12 protein-coding genes are annotated in these 17,668 nt (G+C 63.2%); 3 read left to right on the top strand and 9 right to left on the bottom strand.

Annotation, left to right across the window (positions count from 1 at the left end):
• The 3 genes from CQ041_RS19570 to pbpC form a co-directional block, all read right to left on the bottom strand.
• Nucleotides 1-750 carry a methyltransferase domain-containing protein gene (locus CQ041_RS19570; RefSeq protein ID WP_105521912.1) on the bottom strand — a complete coding sequence of 250 codons (750 nt, stop codon included), beginning with the start codon at nucleotides 748-750 and terminating at the stop codon, nucleotides 1-3.
• On the bottom strand, nucleotides 743-1,051 hold the full coding sequence (locus tag CQ041_RS19565) for a MazG-like family protein (protein WP_105521913.1): 309 nt from the start codon (nucleotides 1,049-1,051) through the stop codon (nucleotides 743-745). Before CQ041_RS19565 ends, CQ041_RS19570 begins: the two co-directional genes overlap by 8 nt.
• A gap of 81 nt (nucleotides 1,052-1,132) precedes the next feature.
• Nucleotides 1,133-3,469, bottom strand: a complete 2,337-nt coding sequence (gene pbpC / locus CQ041_RS19560) for a peptidoglycan glycosyltransferase PbpC (RefSeq protein ID WP_105521914.1) — start codon at nucleotides 3,467-3,469, stop codon at nucleotides 1,133-1,135.
• A 105-nt stretch (nucleotides 3,470-3,574) separates the two neighbouring features.
• Here pbpC and CQ041_RS19555 point away from each other — a divergent pair, with 105 nt between their 5' ends.
• The gene (locus CQ041_RS19555; protein WP_105521915.1) at nucleotides 3,575-3,868 is read left to right on the top strand and encodes a hypothetical protein; all 294 of its coding nucleotides are present in this window, start codon (nucleotides 3,575-3,577) and stop codon (nucleotides 3,866-3,868) included.
• A gap of 75 nt (nucleotides 3,869-3,943) precedes the next feature.
• Here CQ041_RS19555 and CQ041_RS19550 read toward each other — a convergent pair whose 3' ends face one another.
• Nucleotides 3,944-8,839 (bottom strand): alpha-2-macroglobulin, encoded by a 4,896-nt coding sequence (locus tag CQ041_RS19550; RefSeq protein WP_105521916.1) that lies wholly within the window; start codon nucleotides 8,837-8,839, stop codon nucleotides 3,944-3,946.
• Nucleotides 8,840-9,059: 220 nt separating this feature from the next.
• On the opposite strand from CQ041_RS19550, the gene CQ041_RS19545 reads away from it, so the two are divergent.
• Nucleotides 9,060-10,397: an MATE family efflux transporter gene (locus CQ041_RS19545; protein ID WP_105521917.1), complete on the top strand. Its 1,338-nt coding sequence runs from the start codon at nucleotides 9,060-9,062 to the stop codon at nucleotides 10,395-10,397.
• On the opposite strand, the gene CQ041_RS19540 is transcribed toward CQ041_RS19545, so the two are convergent.
• The 5 genes from CQ041_RS19540 to CQ041_RS19520 form a co-directional block, all read right to left on the bottom strand.
• A complete protein-coding gene (locus CQ041_RS19540; protein WP_105521918.1) occupies nucleotides 10,342-11,235 on the bottom strand; it encodes an alpha/beta hydrolase in 894 nt (297 codons plus the stop codon). The two genes, CQ041_RS19545 and CQ041_RS19540, sit on opposite strands and share 56 nt — an antisense overlap.
• Before the next feature lie 83 nt (nucleotides 11,236-11,318).
• Complete coding sequence (gene speA, locus CQ041_RS19535) at nucleotides 11,319-13,232, bottom strand: arginine decarboxylase (protein WP_105521919.1); 1,914 nt, start codon at nucleotides 13,230-13,232, stop codon at nucleotides 11,319-11,321.
• Between the two features lie 143 nt (nucleotides 13,233-13,375).
• Nucleotides 13,376-13,747, bottom strand: a complete 372-nt coding sequence (locus tag CQ041_RS19530; protein WP_005784408.1) for a translation initiation factor Sui1 — start codon at nucleotides 13,745-13,747, stop codon at nucleotides 13,376-13,378.
• Between the two features lie 317 nt (nucleotides 13,748-14,064).
• Nucleotides 14,065-14,601, bottom strand: a complete 537-nt coding sequence (locus CQ041_RS19525; protein WP_105521920.1) for an NUDIX hydrolase — start codon at nucleotides 14,599-14,601, stop codon at nucleotides 14,065-14,067.
• Nucleotides 14,602-14,603: 2 nt separating this feature from the next.
• Nucleotides 14,604-15,581, bottom strand: a complete 978-nt coding sequence (locus CQ041_RS19520; RefSeq protein WP_371923027.1) for a DUF2333 family protein — start codon at nucleotides 15,579-15,581, stop codon at nucleotides 14,604-14,606.
• A gap of 389 nt (nucleotides 15,582-15,970) precedes the next feature.
• On the opposite strand from CQ041_RS19520, the gene CQ041_RS19515 reads away from it, so the two are divergent.
• Entirely contained in the window at nucleotides 15,971-17,641 is a 1,671-nt protein-coding gene (locus CQ041_RS19515; RefSeq protein ID WP_105521922.1) for a PleD family two-component system response regulator, read from the top strand.
• Nucleotides 17,642-17,668 lie beyond the last annotated feature (27 nt).

Below are 17,668 nucleotides of genomic sequence, written 5' to 3'. Positions count from 1 at the left end.
CTATACCGGACGGCAGACCCAGTGCAAATAACGCCCAAGTCCGGCAAAGCTTGGGTGACGACGGTGAGCGAGCTCCATCTCCAAAAGGTCCTGTAGATCAGCGCGGGCCTGGAACTCCACCGGCATGTAATCGTGGAACACCCGCACCCCGCTTTGGCTTTGGACCTGCCAGAGCCCCGCGAGTTGCGCCGCCAATTCACGCGGGTCAAGCGGCTGCTGAGGGGTGAGGCTCTGTTTTTCGCCCGCCATGTCATTTTTGCGCATCTTGCGGAAATGGCCCTTGAGCAGATTGCGATAAATCAGCGCATCGCGGTTGTAGAACGCCAGGGATAACCAACCGCCGGGCAGCGTGAGCTGGTGCAGCACCGGGAGGATCGCATGGGGTTCGGCCAGCCATTCCAGCACGGCATGGCAGAGCACCAGGTCGTAGGGTTCGGTGAGCTGGCCGGGCAGGTCTTGCCAGGGGGCGTGAATGAAGGTCGCTGTCTGACCTGCGTCGGCGAAGCGCTGGCGGGCGCCGTCGAGCATCGGCTCGGCCGGTTCGGCCAGCGTCACGTCGTGGCCCTGCTCGGCCAGCCACAGCGACATGTGGCCCAACCCGGCACCGATATCCAGCACCCGCAGTGGGCGCGTGGGCAAGGCTTCGGTCAGGTCGGCCTGAAGCACCGCCAGGCGAATCGCGCCCTTGGCACCGCCGTAGATTTTCTCGGCAAAACGCGTGGCCAATTGGTCGAAATGACGGTCACTCATGGGCGAACCGCCGTTCGCTGTCGGCCAGTTTGGCGCGCACCACCTCATTCATGTCCAGCCCCAACTCACTGCACAACAGCAGCAGGTACAACACGACATCGCCAACTTCCTGCCCGGCGTGGGCGAGCTTATCGGCTGGCAACTGGCGCGATTGGTCTTCGCTGAGCCATTGGAAGATTTCCACCAGCTCGGCCATTTCCACGCTGGCGGCCATGGCCAGGTTTTTCGGGCTATGGAACGGCTTCCAGTCGTTGTTATCGCGGATGCGGTGCAGGCGTTCGGTGAGGTGTTCGAGGTTCATGCGGGGGCTCCTGAAGGTGTGTAGCTTCAAGGGGATCGGCCTTTAAGGCAAGCGAATCTCCGGTGTGCCCGCGAAGGCGATTTAGTCGACGACACTGAACTCAAGCCTGGCTGTTTGCCCGGCTTCATCGAGCACACTCAACTGATACCGCCCCAACCGCTCGAAGCTGGCGTTGATGAAGTCCTGGTTGCCACTGTCCCCCAACGGCGCCCCGTTGAGGAACCACCAGCGCCGCCCACTGCCGCCCAACGCAGACAGTTTCAGGCGCAGCGCCTGCTGGCTGGCAGCGGGCAGCCGCAGTTGATCACCTTCGCGCACACCGACAATCGACAAGGGTGACGAGGCCGCCAACACCGGCGGCGGACACTCCGGATCCGCCACCGGGATACGCGCCTCACGGCGTTCGGCCCGAGGTAGCCAGGGCTCCAGCGGCGCCGGCCACAGGGCGATATGTTTCGCCTGCGCCCCGGGGCAGCGCGCGTCGACCCGCAAACCCGCAGCATTGACCCATACGCTCTCCATCAGACCCACGCTCAAGGGCTGATCCAGAGCCTGCAAGGTCGGCGGCGTGGTGTTGTCCAAGGTCCAGGCGAAGCGTTGGCGGCGGCAATTGGGATCACTGCGGCTCATGGGCTGGCCCAGCGGCCAACAGATCGCGGCCACGCCGACATTGGCCGGTACCGGCAACACCCGCGCACTGATGCCGCGCTGGCTGTCGCGGTTGGTGAGGACGTCGTGCACCTGCAACATCAGCGGCGCTGCCGAAGCCAGGCCGAACTGGCCGGGCACGGGCGTGCCATCAGGGCGGCCGATCCATACGCCGATCAAGTAGCGCGGGCCCACGCCAATCGCCCAGGCATCGCGAAAGCCGTAGCTGGTCCCGGTTTTCCAGGCCAGCACGGGGCGCTGCACCAACTCGGCACGCGGATCACGGTCGGGGCGCGCCTGGCCGCTGAGGATGCGCCGCACAATCCAGGCGGCACCGGGGGACAGCAGCGGGCGTTCACGCAGCACATCGTCGGGCTGCAAGCGAATCGTCGCGCTTTTGCCCTCGCGCGCGAATGCACTGTACCCGCTCACCAAGTCTTCAAGTCGGCTGCCGGCGCCGCCGAGGATCAGCGCCAGGTTCGGCTCGGCCAACGCCGGCAGCGCCAGGGGCACGCCGGCGATGCGCATTTGCGCGGCAAACCGTTTGGGCCCATACGCCTCCAGCAGTTGCACCGCCGGCAGGTTCAACGAGCTGGACAGCGCTGTACTTGCCGGTACCGCACCGGTAAAGCCCATGGAGAAGTTGCCCGGCCGGTAATCGCCATAGCGCCGGGGCACGTCCTGCAACAGGGATTCGGAGTGGATCAACCCGTCGTCCAGGGCCATGCCATAGAGGAAAGGTTTCAAGGTCGAGCCCGGCGAGCGTAGCGCGCTGATCATGTCCACATGGCCAAAGCGCTTGGCGTCATTGATATCCACCGAGCCGAGGTAGGCGCGCACGGCCATGGTTTCCTCTTCCACCACCAGGATCGCGGCCGAGGTGTGCTCCGGCAACCGCGCACGCCAGCCCAACAGCAAGTCTTCGAGACGGCGTTGCAAGGTGGCATCCAGGGTGGTGCGGATCAGTGGCGGGCTGTCGGCGCGGTTCAGGCGTCGGGCGAGCAACGGCGCCAGGCTCGGTTCCAGGCGCGGGGCCAGCAGCAGGGGTTCTTCCAGGGCTTCATCGACGGCCGCTTGCGGCCACACCTGGAACTCGGCGAGCCGGCGCAGCACTTTGTCGCGAGACTGTTGGGCACGCTGCGGGTGACGGTCCGGACGCAGTCGGCTCGGGGCCTGGGGCAACACCGCAAGCATGGCGGCTTCGGCGTGGGTCAGGTGCGCCGGAGACTTGCCGAGATAGGCCCAACTGGCCGCCGCCACACCCTGCAAGGTGCCGCCAAACGGCGCGCGATTCAGGTAGAGGTTGAGGATTTCGTCCTTGGACAGGTGCCACTCCAACTGCGCCGTGCGCCATAGCTGGCGCAACTTGCCGTGGAACGTGCGCGAATGCGGGTCCAGCAAGCGCGCCACCTGCATCGACAGGGTGCTGCCACCCGACACCACCCGCGCACCGCTGAGGTTCTGCCAGGTCGCCCGCGCCAGCGCCAGCGGGTTTACGCCGGGGTGCTGGAAGAACCAGCGGTCTTCGTAGGTGAGCAGTGCGTCGAGGTAATACGGCGAGACTTCGCGGGTGTGCACCGGGTAGCGCCAGACGCCGTCGGCATCGGCGAAGCGCCACAGCGGCGTGCCGTCTTCGGCCAGTACCACGCGGGCCAAATCATCCTGGGGCAATGGCAGCGGCCAGATGCGGTCGGCGAGCCACAGCAGCGCGATCAGCAACACGGCGAACCCCAAGGCCCAGCGCAGTAACTGTGGGAGGGCTGCGTACATTAATCGCAAACTCAAACGGGCAAACCTCTATGCTTGAAGGGAACTAGCCTGTCGCATCAACAACCAAAGGCACAGACACGCCCACCTTCTCATCAGGACACACATATGCAGGTAGAAAGCTTCTTCGAATGGTTGGGCCAGGCGCTCGGTTCGGTCATCCGCTTTATCGTCGACGGCCTCAGCGGCCTGTTCGGGGCACTGACCAACGCGGGTGGCAACTTCATCGAAGGCCTGTCGCGCACCCTGGGCATGGACACCTCGATCATCAGCATCATCACCCTGATCGTCGGCCTGCTGTTGCTGTACTCGGCCGTGCGCGCGTTCATGCGGGCGTCGATCATCATGGGCATTATCTGGCTGATGCTGGGGCTGTGGCTGCTGAGCTGGGTCGTGCACTGATCGCGCGCACCTCAGGCTTCCTGTGGGAGCGGGTTTGCCCCCTCCCACATTTGGCCCGCATTTCACGTTGAACGATCAGCGGCCCTTGATCACCAGATCCGCCGGGGTTTCACCCACCGCCTGCCAGTTCGGCCGATACATCGACTCCACCTGCGGCGGCGGCACACGATAGGTGCCCGGTGTCACGGCACGCGCCAGGTACAGCAGGTGCGTGGAGCCATGACCCTCGAGGTTCAACGCTGCCACGTAGCGGTCATCGCGGAACTCCTGATGCTTGAGCGACGCGTTCTGCATCGACTCGCGCCATTCCTTCACCTGACTGCTGGCGTTTTCCAGGCTGGCGGCACTTTGCGCCAGGTTCTGGTTTTCCAGTTCCAGGCCGGCCGGTAGCAGGTCCACCACCAGTGCATCCGGCACACGCTGCTTGGCGCTCACGGCCAAGTGCACCAGCACCAGGTCGCCGCTGTTGAGGTTGCGCAGGTTCAGCGGCTGGCCGTTCATGCCCAGGTATTCGCGGCGGATGTTTAGGTTCTCGCCGCCCGCTGCCGGTGGCACCTGCGGATAACCGGAGATCGTCAGTTGCTGATACAACGGCGCGTCGCCCTGATTACTCAAGGTGAAATGGGAGAGCAGAGTGCCTTCCAGGTTCAGCGTCGGTTGCAGATTGTTCAGCTCGTTGATCCCGGCTTTGCTGTCCATCAGCACTTTCCAATCCGCTTCCGGTTTGGCAAACCCGAGACGCCCCGCCAGGAACAGCGAATTGCGCTCCTGAGTCGACAGATAGGGACTCGCTGCCAATTGATCCGACAGCGTAAACAAGCGCTCTTCACGTTTGCCCTTGGCCAGGTCGTTTTCTTCAAGCAACGCCAGGATCATCGCCTGATCCCGCAGCGGGCTGCCGTAGTCGGCCAGCCATTCGTTGGCATTGCGCTGCGCCGCCAGGCCCGCGAACAGGGCTTGATCGGCGCGCGGCTGGTCGCCCATTTTCTGCAGGGCGATGGCCAGTTGCACCAGCGGCAGACCCGAGCGCGCATCGCTGCGGCGCTCGAAGATGCTGCGCAACGCGCCCAACGGCGCCTGCTGGCTGCGCGCCAACACCATGCCGGCGTAGGCTTGCACGGCGAAGCGGGTGTGGTCGGCGTTGTCGCTGTAATCGACGTCGATCAGGTTACGCTCCTGCACATAACGCAACAGGCGCTCGCTGGCCTTCTTCAAGGCTTCGGGCGGCACGGCAAAACCCTGGTCACGTGCGCGCAGCAGGAAGTCGGTGACGTAGGCCGTCAGCCAATATTCTTCCTCGCCATCGGCGCCCCACAGGCCGAAGCTGCCGTTGTAACGCTGCATGCCCAGCAGGCGCTCGATACCGATCTCGATCTTGCGCTTGCGCTCGGCATCCGGCTCGCCCTTGATCGCCAGGCGCTTGAGCAAGGCATCGTCGGCGTAGAGCGACGGGTACAGGCCGCTGGCGGTCTGCTCCAGGCACCCATAGGGGTACGCTTTTAGCGCACTGATCTGCGCGCCAAGGTTCAGCGGCGGCCGGCTCGAAAGGCTCAACAACGCCTCGCGCCCGGAGGCATCGAACTGATCCAGCGCGCCGACCGGCAGGCTCCACGGTTCGTTCTTGAGGACCGCGCGGTAGTGCTTGAGCAATGCCGGATACGCCGGACGCACGCCCAGGGTCCATTCCCGCGAGAACGGCGGCAGGTTTTCGCCCGGCAGATCCAGCCCGTTCACCGTCACCTTGACCTTGCCCTGCCCCAGGCCGCCCCAGGCGTTGACCGGAATGCGCAGTGTGGTGCGTTCGCCTTGTTTCAACTCGACGGTTTGCGCGGTGTCGCTGGCCAGCTCCAACTGCCCTTCGGCACTCAGTTGTACCTCGAGTTTCTGCGCCTTGCCCGACAGGTTGGACAGGTCCAGCGCCAGGGTGGTCTGGTCGCCGCCGGCGAGGAAGCGCGGCGCCGACAGCTCGGCAATCAGCGGGGCGGCAATCACCGTCTTGGCTTCGGCCATGCCGTAGCGGTCATCACTCCAGGCCTGGGCCATCAACCGCAGCTCGCCGTTGAAATCCGGAATATTGACGCTGACTTCGCCCTCGCCCTGGTCATTCAAGGTCACCGGTGCGCTTTGCAGGGCGACAATGGTCACGCTGGTGTCGGGGCGTTTGCCGCCCTTGGCCAGCGCCGCATCACCGCCAAACGCCAGGCTGGCGAGGCGCCCCTGGCCGGCTTCGATCAACTGCCCGTAGATGTCGAACTGGTCGACGCCATAAGCCTTGCGGCCGAACAGGCTGGAGTACGGATCGGGCGTCGGGTATTCGGTGATGTTGAGGATGCCCACGTCCACCGCCGCCACCAGCACATGCACCTGTTTGGGTACGCTGCCATCGGCATTTTTGGCGACGACTTTGACCGTCAGCGGCTGCTTGGGACGCATTTTTTCCGGTGCGGTGAGGGTCAGCCCGAGTTTGCGCTGGGTGCGATCCAGCGGCAGATGCAGCAAGCCCACCGCCCGTTTCGGGGTGATATTGGCTTTGCGCTCGCCGGGACGAATCACCAGCGCGCTCACATAGAGGTCATGGCGCGACCATTTCGGGTCGAGCTTGACCGCAAAGCTTTTGCCCTCGGCCGGCACGTCGATTTCCTGCCACCACAACGGGCCTTCGGCAGATTCCACTAACAGATAGCCCTTGCCGGCCGCCGGCGGGGTGACGGTGACGTTGGCCGTATCGCCGTCGCCATAGGCGGGTTTATCCAGCGCCAGCTTGACTTGGTCCGGGCGCACGGCGCCGCCTTCGGTATTGTCCTGGGCCTGGTAACCGGCCCAGAAGCGCAGGCTGCTGACCAGTCCGGTCTGCGGGTCTTCGACCTCGACGCGGTAGGGGCCCCACTCCACCTGGAAGCTGACCCTGGCGGTGTCGCCAGCCTTGATATCCAGGGTCTGCTCATCGAGGTTGAGGAATTTTTCGTTGAAGTGGTAGCTCCAGCCGTCGCTGTCGGAGTAGTTCCAATAGTAATCGCGACGCTCGCGCACCAGGCGCACCTTGAGGCCTTGGGCGGCGAGCTTCTGCCCGTCCTGGTTGGCGAGCAACACTTCGAATTCGGCCGGGCCGTCGCCAGTGGTCTCGGTGCCGTCAAACAGTCCACGCAGGCCCGGCAATTGCTCGGCCGGCCAGATCGGCTGCACCAGGCGCCGGGTGATCGGGCGCCCGCCAGACTCTTGCAGGCTGGCCTGCACGATCAATTGCAACGGCGACTTGGCGTCGGCCCATTTGCTTTCCAGGGTCAGCGCTTCCTGGCCCTTGGCGTCGAGTACGCTTTCGTCCAGTTCAAAATCCTGGCTCAACTCTTCTTCGGTGACGGAGCCAAACTGGTAGCCCGGCAAGGCCTTGACCGCTTCACGCAGCGGCCGCACATAGACCTGACCGCTGACCCGGTTGCCCGATGCCGGTGCGCCGTAGAGGTAACGGCCGTTGACCTGGATCACCGGGTTGTCCGCCGGGCTGAGCGGCGTGTCACTGCCCTTGAGTTCCAGCGCCAGCCGCTCTGGCAGGAAGTCTTCGACAAGGAATTCATACAGCTGCGGCTTGCCGTCGCCGAGGTCGAACACCAGTTGCCAGCGCCCGGTCGACGCTTCGCCGGCCAATTGCAGTTGATATTGATAGAGGCCGGAGGCGTCGGCGTCCCACACGAACTTGCGGCTCACCTGTTCATCCGGGCGTCGCACTTCGACGCTCACCGGTTGCGGCTTGACGGCATTGCCATCCGTGTCCCGCAGCAGGGCATTGAGCAGCACGGTTTCGCCCGGGCGGTAGAGGTCACGCGGGCCGAACACAAAGAATTGCAAAGGGTGCGACGGCTGGCCGCCGATGTCGAACTCGGCCAGATCCAACGCAGCGCTGTCCAGGCGCAGCAGGCTGGTTTGTTCGCCCTGCTTGGCCAGCAGCACCTGGGCTTTCTTCGGCAACGGCAACTCGACGTGACCGCCCTTCTCGGTCTTGCCCTGGCCCAGCACGCGGCCCTCGGCATCGAGGATTTCGAGGTCGACGCCATCCAGCGCCTTGCCGCCTTCCAAGGCCTGGGTAAACACGTCCAGGCGATTGGCGTAGCGGTGCACCGACAGGCCGATGTCACTCAAGGTGAACAGCGTGGCCGGTTGGGAGTAATTGTAGGTGCCGGACGCACGCATCACCGCCAGGTACACGCCGGGCTGTTGCAGTTGCTTGAGGCCCGCGATCGGCAGCAGCAGGGTTTCGCGGGTATTGCGCGCCGGATTCAGGTCGAAACGCCCGCCATAGACCAGTTCGGCCATGGGCAGCAGTTCGCGGGATTCGTAGCTCTGCAGGCTGGTATTGCGCCCCCACTGCGCCAGGAAGGCGGGCAGCGACTCGGGCTTGATGCGGAAGAATTCGACGTCGATCTTGTCGACGTTCAGTGCGATCACCGGCAAGCCTTCGGCCAGGCGCGTCGGCAGCAGGGTGCCACGGCTGGCGAAGCCGACGGTGGCTTGCAGGTCGCGGGTTTCCAGGCGGGCGATGTACTCGGCGGCGAGGGTGTTGTCGTTGACCGCCTTCAGGCCAGGGTCGACCGTGAGCACCAGTTTGCGCTGCGGTTCCAGATGGCGCAGGCGCAGTTCCATGAGGTTGTCGGAGATTTCCCAGGCGCCATCGACCTTGCCGGACTTGCTGTCCACCAGGTGGAGCTTGTCGGCGAATTTCTGCTCGGGGTCGAGGGGAATGGAAAAGCTCACGGACAGCGTGCTGGCCCCGTCGAGTTGCACCTCGGATACATCCACCACGCTTAGCTCGCGCCCGGCGTAACGCTGCTTCAGCGCCGCCACATCCACTGCCGCCTTGGCCGGTTTAGGCGCAACCGTCGCTGTGGTGGGAGCGGTCGGGGCAGCCGGTTTGTCGGAGGAATCGCAGGCGCTCAGCAGGGCCAGCGCGCAAGCAAGGAACAGTCCTTTGTTAAGCATGGGGCACTCGTTGTGAGGGGGTCCGAGGAGTGAACTATATATCAGCCTGCAGAGGGCCGATGGGGTACTGGTCACATTGACCGACGGAGGGTGGTTTGGTTCTTGAGGAGACCTAATGCCGAGCCAAATCCCACAAACACTGGAGATCCAAATGTGGGAGGGGGCTTGCCCCCTCCCACATTGGTTCTGGGTACAATGCCACTCCCCTGATGGAGCCCGCATGTCTACCGTACTCACCGACTGGCGCCACCGCCCCACCCATCGCAATGTCTGGGCCCTGGCCGCGCCCATGATCCTGTCGAACATTTCGGTGCCGCTGGTGGCGCTGGTGGACAGCATGGTCATCGGCCACCTGCCCCACGCCCACCAGTTGGGCGCCGTGGCCGTTGGCGCCAGCCTGTATACCTTCCTGGCCTGGGCCATGGGTTTCCTGCGCATGGGCTCCACCGGATTTGCCGCCCAGGCCGCCGGGCGCAATGATGGCGCTGCGCTGCGGCAAATCCTGCTGCAAGGCTTGTTACTGGCGCTGGGGTTGGCGCTGGTGCTGGGCACGGTGGGCATTCCACTGAGCCACCTGGCCCTGGAGTGGATGCAACCCTCCCCCGAGCTGAATCAACTGACCCAGGATTTCTTCCACACCCGCCTGTTCGGCCTGCCCGCCGCCCTCGCCAGCTATGCGCTGGTGGGTTGGTTCCTCGGCACTCAAAACGCTCGGGCACCGCTGGCGATTCTGCTCACCACCAACCTGGTGAACATCGCCCTGAACCTGTGGTTCGTGCTCGGCCTGGAGTGGGGCGTGGTCGGTTCGGCGCGCGCGTCGGTGGTGGCAGAATGGACCGGCGCCCTGCTCGGCCTGGCCATGACGCAAAAAGCCCTGCGCGCCTACCCCGGCCATATCGCCTGGGCGGCGCTGAAGCTGTGGGAGAGCTGGCGCCCGCTGCTGGCGGTGAACCGTGACATCTTCATCCGCAGCCTGGCGCTGCAATCGGTGTTTTTCATGATCACGGTGCAAGGCGCGCGCCTGGGCGATGCCACCGTGGCGGCCAATGCGCTGCTGCTCAACGGCCTGCTGCTGACGGCCCACGCGCTGGACGGCCTGGCCCATGCCGTCGAAGCCCTGTGCGGCCACGCCATCGGCGCCCATGACCGCAATGCCTTGCGCCGCTCGCTGGTGGTGGCCGGCGGTTGGTCGCTGATCGCCAGTGTGGGGTTCGCGCTGCTGTTCAGCCTCGCTGGGCACCTGTTTATCGCCATGCAGACCGATATTCCCAGCGTGCGCGAAACCGCCGACCTCTATCTGCCGTATCTGGCCGTGTTGCCGCTGATTGCGGTGTGGAGTTACTTGCTCGACGGCCTGTTCATCGGTGCCACCCGTGCGCGGGAAATGCGCAACGGCATGCTGCTGACGCTGTTGCTGACGCTGCCCATCGCCTGGGCGCTGCAGAGCCTGGGCAACCACGGCCTGTGGATCACCTTCCTGCTGTTCATGGCCCTGCGCAGCCTTACTTTGTGGGCGATTGCCTGGCGCTTGAATCGGCAGGATCAGTGGCTTGGATAAATGCGCTCACGCGGTCCAGCACCGGCGCCAGCCAACGTAGCGGTTTGGAAAGGGCCGCCACCAGGGTCTGGTGATTGGTCTTGCCGAAGTAGAACGTTTCAACGGGCACGTCCGCGGCCCTGAGCTTCTCAGCCAACCCGCCCGTGTTACGCACGGGATTGACGAGTTTGTCATCCGTGGCGGCAATCAACAGGCTCGGCGGAGCCCCCGCGCTGACATGGTTGATCGGCTGGGAATCCGGCGGTGAGTCGGGGAAGAAAAACACCGGTTTCACGTCCGGGTTTTCAATCGGCAGAAAGTCGTAAGGGCCGGCCATGCCGATCCAGCCTTTGAAGATCGACGGCGACAAGCCCACTTCATTCAGCCAGCGCGCATCCAGTGCGAGCATCGACGCGTTGTAAGCGCCGGAGCTGTGGCCCATCACATAAAGCTGCTTGGGATCGGCGCCGTACTCGGCAATACGCTGATGCGTCCAGGCCACCGCTTGGGCGCCGTCCTGGAGGAAAGCGGGGTAACGCACTTGCGGGTAGAGCCGGTAGTCGGCGATCACCACGACAATGCCGCGTGAGGCCAGGGCTTCGCCGACAAAACCGTAATCTTCTTTAGAGCCTGAGTTCCAACTGCCGCCGTAGAAAAACACCACCACGGGGGCATTGGCAATGGCAGGCGCAGGGCGGTAGATATCGAGTGTTTGGCGGGGGTCGGTGCCGTAGGCGAGGCCTGCGGTTTTAGTGAAGGTGCTGGAGGGGGTGAGTGCGTTAAGCACGTTGATGGGCGAGCAGGCCGCGAGGAAAGCGGCGAATGCCAGGGTGACGGCTTGTAAGAACCTGCTCTGCATCACTGAGCCCTCATGTGTAAAGGTGATCCAAATGTGGGAGGGGGCTTGCCCCCTCCCACATTTTGAATCGATGCCGGCTGAGGTTACGAGGACAGGTACGAAGACCGCGTCAGGCCCAGTCGCAACGCATCCAGGAACTGGGTGCGCTCGCTGGCACTGATCTTCGCACTCGCACACTTGTCGCGGTAATGCGTCATCAACTCTTCCGGCGACAAGTGCACGTAGCGCAGCATGTCTTCGATGGTGTCATGGGTTTCGATACCGGCGCTGTACACCGAACCGTCTTCACGCTGGTAGATGTTCACCGAGTCGGTGTCACCGAACAGGTTGTGCATGTCACCCAGAATCTCCTGGTAAGCACCCACCAGGAAGATGCCGAGCAGGTAGTCTTCACCTTCGTTCAAGGCGTGCACCGGCAGGCTGGTCTCGATGGATTGCTCGTCGACGTACTGCTTGATCTTGCCGTCGGAGTCGCAGGTCAGGTCTTGCAGCACGGCGCGACGCAACGGCTCTTCATCCAGGCGATGCAGCGGCAGGATCGGCAGGACCTGGCCGATGGCCCAGGTGTCCGGCAGGCTCTGGAATACCGAGAAGTTGCAGATGTACTTGTCGGCCAGCTTGTCGTTGAGTTCATCCAGCACCTGGCGGTGCGAGCGCTGGCGGGCTTTCAACGAGTTGTGCAGGCGACGGCACACGGCGAAGTAGCATTGTTCGGCCAGGGCTTTCTCGGCCAGGGTCAGCTTGCCGTCGGCGTACTGGGCGGCCACGTCGCTCATGTAGTGAGTGGCGCGCCAGTAGGTCTCGGTGACCATCTCGATGTCGGTCGGGCCCAGCAGGTCCACCAGCCATTGCACGGTTTCCGGCAGGGCTTCCTTGTTCTCGATGGTCGGGATTTCGTCGTTGTGTTTCTCGACGTCGGTGACCTGCACCACCAGCATGGCGTGGTGGGCGGTCAGGGAACGGCCGCTTTCGGAGAAGATGTGCGGGTGCGGCAGGCTCTGCGCGTCGCAGAATTCCTTGAGCATGCCCACGACCACGCCGGCGTAGTCGTCCATGTCGTAGTTGATCGAGCTGGCGTTACGCGAGTGGGTACCGTCGTAGTCAACACCCAGGCCGCCGCCGACGTCGATGTGATCCACCGGCAGGCCGAGGTTGCGCAGTTCGCCGTAGTAACGAATGGCTTCCTTGAACCCGTGCTGGTAATCGGCCAGGTTGGCGATCTGCGAACCCATGTGGAAGTGCAGCAGGCGGATGCCCTGGTCCAGGCCGGCGGCGCGGAAGCGCTCGACCACCGACAGCAACTGCGCCGCCGACAGGCCGAACTTGGATTTCTCGCCGCCGGTGTCCGCCCACTTGCTTGAGGCCAGGGAGGACAAACGCACGCGCAGGCCAACCTGTGGCTTGACCTTGAGGCTTGCCGCCTCTTCGATCACCAGCTCAACTTCGGATTCTTTCTCGATCACGATGAACACGTTGTGGCCGAGTTTCTGGCCCATCAGCGCCAGGCGAATGAACTCACGGTCCTTGTAACCGTTGCAGACGATGGTGCCGCCCTTCGGCGCCAGGGCCAGCACGGCCAGCAGCTCCGGCTTGGAGCCGGCTTCCAGGCCAATGGAAACGTTCTGGGTGGCGATGATGTTCTCGATCACGGCCTCCTGCTGGTTCACCTTGATCGGGTACAGCGCGGTGTACTGGCTCTGGTATTCCAGGCGTGCGATGTTCGCATCGAAAGCCCCGGTCAGCTGGCGTACACGGTCTTGCAGGATGTCGGGAAAGCGCACCAGCAGCGGCAACGACAGACCGCTCTTGCGCAGCTCGTCGACTTGCTCGTAAAGGTCGACGGGCGTGCTGTTCGGGCCGTTCGGACGGACTTCAACGCGACCGGCTTCATTGATCGCGAAATACCCGGCCCCCCAATGGCGAATCCCGTAAACACTGCGGCTGTCCGCAACTGTCCATTGGCTGCCATCGTCTTTGCGTGTGCGTCGTACGGACATCGAAGTCCCCTATAAATGAAGTCGAAGGCGCCGCCCCTATCAGAGGCTGGCGCAGTCTAAAGAATGAAAATGACGATTTGCCTGCATCCAGGGTAGGACCCCACTTGCAGGACAGAGTTTAGACACAGGTCGGGAAGAGGCTTTCAGCCGCCGGACTTCTTGGCCTTGTAACCCAGCTTGATCAGCTCGGCCAACAACAGTTCGACGTGATCGCCCTGGATCTCGATGACGCCGTCTTTCAACGCGCCACCCGTGCCGCAACGCTTTTTCAGCGTGGTGGCGAGTTCCTTGAGGGCATCTTCGGCCAGCGGCACGCCGGTGATGGTAGTCACCGTCTTGCCGCCACGGCCCTTGCTCTCGCGTCGCACGCGGGCAATTCCGTCGCCTTCAGGGATCAGGGTCTGTTTGCAGGTACACGAATCCACGGGCTGACGACAGTCCGGGCAGTGTCGACCTGCGTCGGTGGAAAATACCAGGCCACCAAGGGCGGCGAAGGATGCGGCTTTTTTGGCCACCGGCAATCCTCTTGGGAGGACAAAGACTGATCGGCACCCGCTAAGGGATAGGCCGACCGCGAAGCCCCACTCAGGCAGGGGCAGCGCTACCGATCCGCCAAGGTTCAACCCTACCTGTAGGAGCGAGCTTGCTCTCGAAGAACGCAAGGACGCCGCGTTAAATCAGGATGCACGCGTTATCGTTGACGTTTTTCGCGAGCAAGCTCGCTCCTACAGTGATTCCGGGGTGAAACAAGGGCGGTTCGGGTGAAAAGTCGCGCAGTGTAACGGCAAACAGACGACTTGCTAAGGGCCAAATCGCGCCAATTTCTGCAACTTTAGCGACGTGTGGCCAGATAGCGGCGCAACCCTTCCTGCGCGTCCGGGCAGTAGGGCTTTTGTTCGGCTTCCTGCAGAACCTCATCGATGGGCAGGAAGCGCGCTTCCATGACCTCTTCGGGTTGCAGGCACAGGGGACCGTCCCACACCGCAGAATAGGACTTGCACCACAGCCGGCTGTCGCCATCGGCAAAATAAAAATGGTCATGCTCGAGCAGGTCCACCCCGGCCACACCCAGTTCTTCCTCCAGCTCGCGGGCCGCAGAATCGGCATAACTCTCCCCCGCTGCCACCATGCCTCCCGCCGCCGTGTCCCAGAAACCGGGGTACATGGCCTTGCTCAGGGTGCGCCGGTGCACACACAGTTCGCCTTTGGAATTGAACAGGAAGATAAAGGTGCAGCGGCCGATCAGGCCGCGCTGGCGCAGGTCGGACCTGACCAGATGGCCGAGCAGGTTGTCGTGCTCGTCGACCCAGCAGATCAGTTCAGCATCGGAGGCCGCGCGATGTGCGGCCTCCTTTTGAATAGCATCCATCATCAACCCTGGTTGAGAAGCTGACGCAAGTCGATCACTGCAGCGTTTGCCCGGGAAATGTAATTGGCCATCACCAGCGAATGGTTCGCCAGTACGCCGAAGCCACTGCCATTCAGGATCATAGGACTCCACACCGGTTCCTGCGAGGCTTCCAGCTCACGAATGATCTGGCGCACGCTCACAGTGGCGTTCTTCTTGGCCAACACGTCGGCAAAATCGACTTCGATGGCACGCAGCAGGTGGGACAAGGCCCAGGCCTGGCCACGGGCTTCGTAGAACACGTTGTCGATCTGCATCCATGGGGTTTCCACCACTTCCTCATCGACCTGCGGCACTTCACCTGGCGCCAGGGCTTCGGTTTTCAGTGCGGTGTTGAGCTTCACCCGGCCAACGCTGGCCGACAGGCGTTGCGACAGCGAGCCCAAGCGGGTGGCGACATCGCCCAGCCAGTTGTTGAGGTTGTCGGCACGCGCATAAAACAGCGCGCCGCGCTGGTTCGGGTCGGACAGACGTGCTTCGTAGCGGCTCAGGGAATTGATGCCTTCCTGGTATTCCGACTCGCTGGACGGCAGCACCCAGCTCTTGTTGTCGAAGTTGAAGCGCGGCTCGGCCTTGGCCAGGTCGGCGTCTTCAGCCGACTGCGACTGCGAGCGGGCAAAGTCTTTACGCAGGGCGCGGGTCAGGTCGCGCACTTGCACCAGCACGCCGTATTCCCAGCTCGGCATGTTGTCCATCCACAGGCCAGGCGGGAAGCGGTCGTTGGAAATATAGCCACCGGGTTTGGTCAGCAAGGTGCCGACCACGGTCTTGAGGGTTTCGACGGTGGTGTAGCCCACGACCATCTGCTTGCCTTCCTTCTCGGCGGCAAGCTGGGCATTTTGCTGGACCGGGAACAATGCTGGCTCTTCGCTCCAGTACCAGCCCAGGGCACCGGTCACCAACAGGTACAGCCCGAGTACGCTGAGCAGCGCGCGGCTCATCAGCAGTGTACGAAAATAGCCGCGGTTGGCCGACTTGGGCTCAGGCGCAGGGCCTTTGGCGCTGTCTGCACGGTTTTTCCAGTCCAGCATGGCGATATCCTTTCAATCACTTGAGTTCATGCACTTGAATTGATGGCGTGCGTTCAAACACTCCGACCACAACCCTACCCCATCGTGCCCGCTTGTGCGGGGCTTTTCACCAAACCGGCGCACGAGCGCCGTCCGACCATGAAGGATGCACGTTTTTTACGCCCCGCGACCAGTCGGTCAGTAACTGAATATCAGGAACGCGCACTTTATTGATGTACGACACTCATCCCGTGGAAAAGAGGTGCTAGCATAGAGCCATCAGTTCGACCTCAGCATGCACCCTCACTAGTAGTCAGGATATGACCGAGCCAGAAGACCCCAGCCGTGAGCGTCTCAAGCACCATTTTGCCCAGCGGGTAATTCATCAGGCACGTCAAATTCTTGAGATCTGGCAACGCCTGCAAGGCAGCGAATGGTCCAGCGGCGACCTCGCCGAACTCAGCGAAGCCAACCTGCGCCTGCAGCGTTTCGCCGAGCGTTTCGAACAGCCGGAGCATGGCCAACTGGCGCAGCATATCGGTGAATCCCTCAAGGCCGTGGACGACAATCGCGGGCGCCTGAGCAGCCACCTGATCACCGAACTCAACCGCCTGATGCAGCGTCTGTCGCGCACCGGCCTGCGCCAGGGCGACCAGTTGGAGCAAACCCTGCTGCCGCCCATGCGCAAGCCGATCTATGTGATGCTCGCCGATCACGACCGTGCCGACCGCCTGGCCAAGCAGCTGGAGTTCTTTGGCATGAGCGCCCAGTCCCTGGACAGCGTAGCGGCATTCAACGCCGCCATGACCGAACGCTTGCCGTCGGCCATTGTGATGGACGTGGACTTCTGCGGTGCGGGCCTGGGGCTCAAGCTCGCTGCGCAGGCCCAGGAAGGCCTGGAACAGAAACTGCCGCTGCTGTTTTTCAGCCTGCACGAGACCGACACCCCGACCCGCCTCGCCGCCGTGCGCGCCGGCGGCCAGGAGTTCCTCACCGGCACGCTGGAAGCGTCGAGCCTGCTGGAAAAAATCGAAGTGCTCACCTGCGTCGCCCAGTACGAGCCCTATAAAGTGCTGATCATCGACGACTCGCGCGCCCAGGCCCTGCACACCGAGCGCCTGCTCAACAGTGCCGGCATCGTCACCCGCACGCTGATCGAGCCGATCCAGGCCATGGCCGAGCTGGCCGACTTCCAGCCCGACCTGATCATCCTCGACATGTACATGCCGGCCTGTACCGGCACCGAACTGGCCAAGGTGATTCGTCACAACGACCGCTACGTGAGCGTGCCGATCATCTACCTGTCGGCCGAGGACGACCTGGACAAACAACTGGACGCGATGAGCGAAGGCGGCGACGACTTCCTCACCAAGCCCATCAAGCCGCGCCACCTGATCACCACCGTGCGCAACCGTGCCGCCCGTGCGCGCCACCTCAAGGCGCGGATGGTGCGCGACAGCCTGACCGGCCTGTACAACCACACCCACATCCTGCAACTGCTCGAAGACTGCAGCTTCCGCGCCCGGCGCGAGAACAAGCCGCTGAGCTTTGCCATGCTCGACATCGACCACTTCAAGCGGGTCAACGACAGCCACGGCCACCCCATGGGCGACCGTGTGATCAAGAGCCTGGCGCTGTTCCTCAAGCAGCGTCTGCGCAAGACCGATTTTATCGGGCGCTACGGCGGCGAAGAGTTCGCGATTGTGATGCCCGACACTGACCTGGAAGCCGCCTGCACAGTGCTCGACGAGATCCGCTGCCGCTTTGCCGAGATCCACTATCCCGCCCAGCCCCAGGACCTGTGGTGCACGTTCAGCGCCGGTCTGGTGGAACTGCAGGATGGCTGCGACAGCCTGATGATGGCGGCCCAGGCCGACGAGGCGCTGTACCGCGCCAAGGATGCCGGACGCAATCGCGTGCAGACCGCGCGAGCATCAAAGCAAAGTGCCATCTTTTCACCGGAATCGACTGATTCGGTCATAACTTTGTAATGGAAACGCAATAACTTCAGGCACTTA

Origin of the sequence: Pseudomonas sp. MYb60 (genome assembly GCF_002979555.1) — a bacterium.
GTDB lineage: Bacteria > Pseudomonadota > Gammaproteobacteria > Pseudomonadales > Pseudomonadaceae > Aquipseudomonas.
The sequence above is the reverse complement of the archived record's forward strand: the minus strand, read 5'-3'. Positions and strand labels throughout refer to the sequence as shown.